The organism is Anaerovibrio sp. (assembly GCF_024697385.1).
In the GTDB taxonomy this organism is placed as follows: domain Bacteria; phylum Bacillota; class Negativicutes; order Selenomonadales; family Selenomonadaceae; genus Anaerovibrio.
This window is the reverse complement of the sequence record NZ_JAILFV010000170.1, coordinates 1-4,788: the sequence shown is the minus strand read 5'-3', so window position 1 is coordinate 4,788 and position 4,788 is coordinate 1. Positions and strand designations below refer to the sequence as shown.

The following is a 4,788-nucleotide window of genomic DNA, read 5'->3' as shown; positions in this document are numbered from 1 at the left end:
GCCAACAATCTCAGCCATGACAGGGACATCATCTTTTTAAACCAGCCCTGCATCAGCGGTCTTAGCTTTTCCACCGATTCCCCTGAAAGGGATATTTCCCGAAGAACAACATCCTCCAATGCATAAAGCTGAATATCTATTTCATTAAAATCATCAAAAGCCGGAAATGCACCATCTCCAGGTTCCAAATTGATAAGATAGCACTGTCTGAAGGTCTGTTCCTCACGGGTAACACCATATACTTCTACAGTACCGGAGACAATCTCAATGCCTACACTTTCGTCCCTAAGAAGGAAGCGCTCCCCGGCATGTAAAATATGCTCTTTATCGTTCATAAAGCCTTCCTCCCACCTTATTCTTCGGCCTCCCGTTCCTCAATCAGTCTTTTGTATGGGCCGTCATGAAGTATCATCTCTCTGTGGATACCACGCTCCACTACATTCCCATTAGAAAGAACAATAATCTCATCACAGTCCCGAATCGTGGACAGACGATGTGCAACAATTATACAGGTGCACCCACGATGTCTGATATTTTCCAAAACTGTTTTTTCAGTAATAGGATCCAATGCACTTGTTGCTTCATCCAAAACAAGTATTGATGGGTTTACGGCCAATGCTCTGGCTATCTCCAGCCTCTGCCGCTGTCCGCCCGAAAAATTCGTTCCGCCCTCCACTACCTGAGAATCGTATCCGCCCTCAAGCTGCAGGATATCATCATGTATGCACGCATCCTTTGCGGCCTGTATTATATCACTTCTAAGCACAGTCTTATCAAACAGGGCAATGTTCTCCCCGATAGTACCCGTAATCAGAAAAATATCCTGATCAACTGATGACAAGGAATTTAATATAACATTACGGGGCAGTTTTCTTCTGGGTATACCATCAAAAGCCAATGTTCCGGACCATTCCTCGTATAATCCGGTAATAACCTTGGCCAATGTGGATTTACCACTACCGGAGGCACCCACTACGGCCACCCAGGAGCCTGGTTTGGCATGAAGGTCAAAATTCTCCAGCAGAGGTTTTTCCAAAGGGCTATATCCAAAGCTGATCTGTTCCAGGTCAATTGCACCGGAAAGTCTTTCCTTATCTGATGATTGCGCCTTCTGGCTCTCCTCGTCAGGGAAATTAAGGGAATCCACCTCATAACGCTTTACATCATTCAAACGCTGCATCTGCATTTCCGTAGTCTGTAAAGTAGACCCAAGGCCAACCAAGGCATTAACCGGAGCCTGAAAGCTTCCCATAAGCTGTTGAAAAGCCATAAACATACCAGCGGTCATGACACCTTCCATAATGGAAAAACCACCGATTGTCATTATCAACGCACCATTAATACCTGACAGCAAAGTAGGCAGCAGTTTCACTGACATAGCCCACAGAGCTGTCTCCTGAGATGCCGTCAGCACCTTGGTCTGATAACCTGCCCATTTATTAAAGAAATCTCCTTCGTCGCCATTAGCCTTTATAGTCTCAATCATGCGCAAGCCATTCATGGCCACACCATAGGCTTTACCGGCATCCTGCTGTATACGCATATTTAAGTCAGTCAGGTGACGGCGCATAGCAAAAAACAGTATGATTTCCACAGAAGAAAAAGCCACACCTATTAAAGTAAGAGAGACATTGTATTGTAAAAGAAGCAGTAAATAAAATACTGCAACAAATAAATCCAGCACAGCTGTAGCCGCCGGTCCGGACAAAACCCCGGCAATGGACTCATTGAATCCAACTCGGCCTGCAACTTCAGCAGCATATCTTTGATGGAAGAACTGCATCGGCAGCCTCAACAAATGCCAAAAATAACTGGATGAATCTGCCAGAGTTAATTTTCGCTGCCATTGGGTAAGTACCACAGCACGGAGCCACGACATAAAACCCGTCAGCAAAAAAGATGCCACCATGGCAATGCAAAAGCCCTGCATCCAGTCCGGATGCTTCTTGGTTAAAATATCATCCAAAAAAATCTGGTTCATTACCGGAGAAGCCAATCCCGGGATAATAGCGCAAAATTCCAATATCAGAATAAACGCTGCCGCCCATTTATCCTCCAGCAATTTTTTGGCAACATCCTTAAACACATTATAGCGATGACCTTCCTTTTGAAAGCCCTCCCCGGGAGCCACATACAGTGATACACCTGTATATGATGTACGAAATTCTGCCAAATCAACAGTCCTGCGGCCCATGGCCGGATCATTCAGATATGCCTTACCGTTTTTGATTCCCTCCAAAACCACAAAGTGATTGAATTCCCAATGAATAATCAAGGGAAAAGGTTCTTCCGGAATTAACTCCAGCAAATCATCCACTGTCCAACGATATCCATCGGCCACGCAATTTCTGCCCCTGGCTGCCCTAAGCACACAACTGGCCTTTGAACCATCACGGTTTACACCACATTCTGCGCGCAATTTTTCCAATGGTACCCACATACCATAATGGGCCAACACCATTGCCAGTGCAGCAGCCCCACACTCAGTTGCCTCCATTTGCAGCACCGTAGGCACCTTTACCATGGTTTTGGGTCTATGAGTTATATTCTTTATAGTATTTATATAATCCATAGTCCTCACCTATTCCGCAGCCATTGGCTCAGCTTGTAAAATACCTTTTCTATCGGTGGACGGCGCTCGATAATAATAGATCCGGTACAAAAGCTCCCTGCAGTAACAGGCTTGTGCTCTCCTACCGAAGAAGTCCATAGCAACCCTGATTCATCAGAATCGTCTTTTACCAAATCGAAATTAACTTCCATCACGGAACTCTGCTGTGATTGAAGTATCCATTGTGCTAAATGCTCATTTCCGGTTTTCTTTTGTACAGCCTCAAGAGAAACCGGATACTGGGATACTGAACGCACATTTCCCAAAAGGCTTCCCGACTGGGATACATCCACGCCGTTGGGAGCCAGCTGTATGGTCTGTCCCGGCTCTACCCTTTTGCCATGGGATACAGGAATATATAATACTCCTGTCAAATCGCGTCTGCCGTCTATAATGCGCAGGGTACATATCGACATCCCTACTCCTACCGTAGTTCCGACCTCCACATTCATTTCTCCCACGATACCGTCATGAGATGCCCTGATATATTCTGTCATATGCTGTTGATACAGTCTTGAATCAAATTCATGCACCCGACTGGCTGCATCCTTTTCACTGATTGCCAGCTCAGGCACCTGCTGAGCCATATGAGTGCTTGCCTCTGCCTGCACCTGCACGATATGTGCAATAGGATCACCTTTTTTGATTTTTTCCCCAGAATGGACATACACCTCGTCCACCACGCCGGATACATTTGCTGATACCTTTACCACACCACTGGCATCCATAATCAATCCCATACCATCAGCTTTTACGGTAAAAGATCCCCAAATAGACCATATCAGTACAGCAAAAACCATCACCACCACAGCTACCAGACCCATCCAGGCAACCGGGGTAGTAATAGGCAGTACCGTATCCAATCTTTCCGGAGAGCGCATTTTATCAAGGGCTTCCTGACTAAATATCTGCTGATTTCCTCTATTCCATTTAGCTTCAGCACTCTGGGCAGCTTTATCCTGTTCTGCCATCAGTTCCCCTCCTCATCCAATGAAACAGACACTTTCATACCTTCCTTTAATCCGGTCAAATCACCGGATACTACTATTTCACCTTCGCTAAGACCACTTAAAATTTCCACATTCTTACCGTCATCAGCTCCTATAATCACATTCCTATAGGAGAGAACTCCCTCATCATCCACTACAAAGACCCTTTTTTTATCAGAATCCACAAACGATGATCTCGGAACTGTAATAGCGCTATAGCCTTTTCCCATTTCCAGCAGTACATTGTTATATGTCATGGATTCCAGCAGATGAGCACGATTATCCACCTTCCAGACGACTCGACGGATATCAGCCGGTTCCTCAGGCGGTGGCGTGATTTCCATCAGAACAGTATTAATTTTTTGTTTCCATCCTTGATTGCCTGCTGCATAGCCGGTATCATACGCCTTCCACATATTGCCCTGATTCATAAAACGCAAGGTTGATACATCCCCCACATGAAGATGTCTTGCATCCTGATCATTAAGAGTAGCATTAAAATAAAGCGTATCAAAATCTCCCACAAGAGCTACAGGAGTCCCCGCCTGCACATAGGAACCTTCCTGCTTGTAGATAATGAGTATCTCGCCCGCAACAGGTGCATAAATATTTAACCAATTTTCCTGTACCAGACACTGATTGTATTCCGCACGGGAAGCCTGCAGTTCTTCCTGCGCAGCAAGGTACATAGCCTCTGAGGCTTCGTATTTCTCCTTTGATGTAGCATCCAGCTCCATTAACTGCTTTTGTCTTTGATAAGCACTGTACGCTTGGGCCAAAGTAGCTTCTGCCTTTTTTACAGCACTGGCAGCCCGCTGTATTTTAAGCGGTATCTGCTCATTGACCATGGACAACAATGCCTCACCCTTATGTACCGAAGTATTTTTATTCACAAACCATTTAGCAATGCGACCATCTGTCAGGGCCACGGCATCCGTCATATTCTCACTGTAAAATCGCACTAAATCAAGCTCTATACGAGGATATAACTCCTGCTTTTTGACCTTGGCACCAACGATTTGTATTGTACGCTCACTCAATCGTCTGGCAATCTGATTTTCATCGCTGTAATTGAGCCAAGCCCCATAAACCACCAGCAATGTGGCCATAGACAAAATTACTGCAACAGCAATATAAAAATATTTTTTCATAGGTATTCTCACTTTCAGATATTATATACACATATTT

The 4,788-nt window shown here is 45.0% G+C and carries 4 protein-coding genes; all 4 read right to left on the bottom strand.

Annotated elements, in window-relative coordinates:
* Positions 1-335, bottom strand: a 335-nt coding sequence (locus K6C05_RS08950; RefSeq protein WP_296733821.1) for a hypothetical protein, incomplete at its 3' end; no start/stop codon positions are given.
* A gap of 17 nt (positions 336-352) precedes the next feature.
* On the bottom strand, positions 353-2,572 hold the full coding sequence (locus tag K6C05_RS08945) for an NHLP family bacteriocin export ABC transporter peptidase/permease/ATPase subunit (protein ID WP_296733818.1): 2,220 nt from the start codon (positions 2,570-2,572) through the stop codon (positions 353-355).
* 5 nt (positions 2,573-2,577) lie between these two features.
* Positions 2,578-3,582: a biotin/lipoyl-binding protein gene (locus K6C05_RS08940; RefSeq protein WP_296733817.1), complete on the bottom strand. Its 1,005-nt coding sequence runs from the start codon at positions 3,580-3,582 to the stop codon at positions 2,578-2,580.
* Positions 3,582-4,751, bottom strand: a complete 1,170-nt coding sequence (locus tag K6C05_RS08935) for an efflux RND transporter periplasmic adaptor subunit (protein ID WP_296733815.1) — start codon at positions 4,749-4,751, stop codon at positions 3,582-3,584. Before K6C05_RS08935 ends, K6C05_RS08940 begins: the two co-directional genes overlap by 1 nt.
* Positions 4,752-4,788 lie beyond the last annotated feature (37 nt).